The organism is Blastomonas sp. CCH1-A6, assembly GCF_001556365.1.
In the GTDB taxonomy this organism is placed as follows: Bacteria; Pseudomonadota; Alphaproteobacteria; order Sphingomonadales; family Sphingomonadaceae; genus Blastomonas; species Blastomonas ursincola.
In genome coordinates, this window is record NZ_LSIS01000517.1 from 1 (window position 1) to 1,523 (window position 1,523).

1 protein-coding gene is annotated in these 1,523 nt (G+C 65.2%); it reads right to left on the reverse strand.

The features are described from left to right. Positions 1-193: 193 nt before the first annotated feature. Positions 194-1,522: a hypothetical protein gene (locus AX735_RS26175; RefSeq protein ID WP_066284872.1), complete on the reverse strand. Its 1,329-nt coding sequence runs from the start codon at positions 1,520-1,522 to the stop codon at positions 194-196. Position 1,523 lies beyond the last annotated feature (1 nt).

Consider the following 1,523-nt stretch of genomic DNA (forward strand, 5'->3'; position numbering starts at 1 on the left):
TGCGGCGGGAGCATCAGCCTGGGGCGCAGGCGCTTCCTGGGCAAAGGCCGCCGGCGAAACCAGCGCCGAGCTGACCATCAGCAATGCAGCGAATGAAAGCGGCGTGAACTTCGCCATATGTCCCTCCAGAAATTCAAAAAAGGGGCGGCGGCGCTTGTTCGCCGCCGCCCCGGAACCGGTCAGCGGTCTGCAATCAGGTGGTCGGAATGCTCGGCACAGCGGTGCAGGCCGGGGTCGAGCTGTAGAGGCCGCAGGTCCAGCCCTGGAAGCGGGTGTCGGCCGCATCGCGCACCGCGCCGATATAGGTCACGGCGGTGTAGAAGCTGTTGATCGCAGTCACGTTGAACACCGGACGCGCGGTTTCGTTCGCGCCGTTGATGAAGATGCCCGACAGCGTCGAGGTGCCGTTGGTGATGTTGTTGGTGCCACCGGTGAACAGCGCCTGGATCGCCGCGACGGTGACGTTGCCATCGTCGGTAAAGGCGTTGGGGCAGCTCAGGAACACCGATTCGAAGCGCGGCGGACCAGCTTCATCGCCTGCACCCGCGGTGCCGGTGGGCTGCACGGTCACGGCCGAGTCGACATCGAGGCACCAGCCGGGACCGGTGATGACGCTGTTGAACGCGGCAAAGTCCATGCCGCCACGCAGCAGAATGGCGGCTTCGTCATTGGTGGTCTGGGTCGAAACGAAGGTCGCGTTCGACATCGACCAGGCGGTGCGCGGTTCGGCCTGCTCGTTGCCGTTCGAATCGCCTTCGATCACGTGGTTGGCGCTGGCGGTCTGGATGCCAAGCAGGAACTGGTTAAAGCCCTTGTAGCCGAGATCCATGTCGAACGTGTCGTCGTCATTGCCCAGCCCGACCAGGTTGCGGCCGTTGACGCGTCCGCCGAACCATTCGATGCCGTCGTCCGAGCTGTTATAGACCTGCACGTTCTGGAAGAAGGTGCCCGAGCCCACGCCTGCCAGCGTGATGCCGTTCAGTTCGTTGCCCGGCTGGACTTCGAAGCCCGAATAGCGGACCTGGAAGAAGGCGATGCGGCCGCTATTGTCGGTCGGGACGGCACCGCCATAATTGGCGTTGGTGCCTTCCACCACACCCGAGCAATCGGTGCGGGTGCCGCCGGGATTGGTCGGCGAACCGGTGGCGCAGTCGGACAGCGGCGCACGGCCGAGGATCACGACACCGCCCCACAGGCCCTTGGAGTTGGCCGTTGCTGCGCCGGTGATGTTGTCACGCGCGGTGAAGATGATCGGACGATCGGCGGTGCCTTCGGCGAACAGCTGCGAACCGCGATTGACCAGCAGGAAGTCGGCGCCCGACGAACCGAAGAAGGTCACGCCCGGCTCGATGGTCAGGATGGCGGGGGTGCCGGTGCTGGCGGTGGGGCCGACATCGATGCCGACCTGGACGCGGCCCGAAAGCGAATAGACGGTGCCGGCGCGACGCGGGATAACCAGGTTGGTGGTGATGGTGCCCGAAAGCTGGCAGTTGCGGACGACAGCGCCACCGCCGGTGGTGATC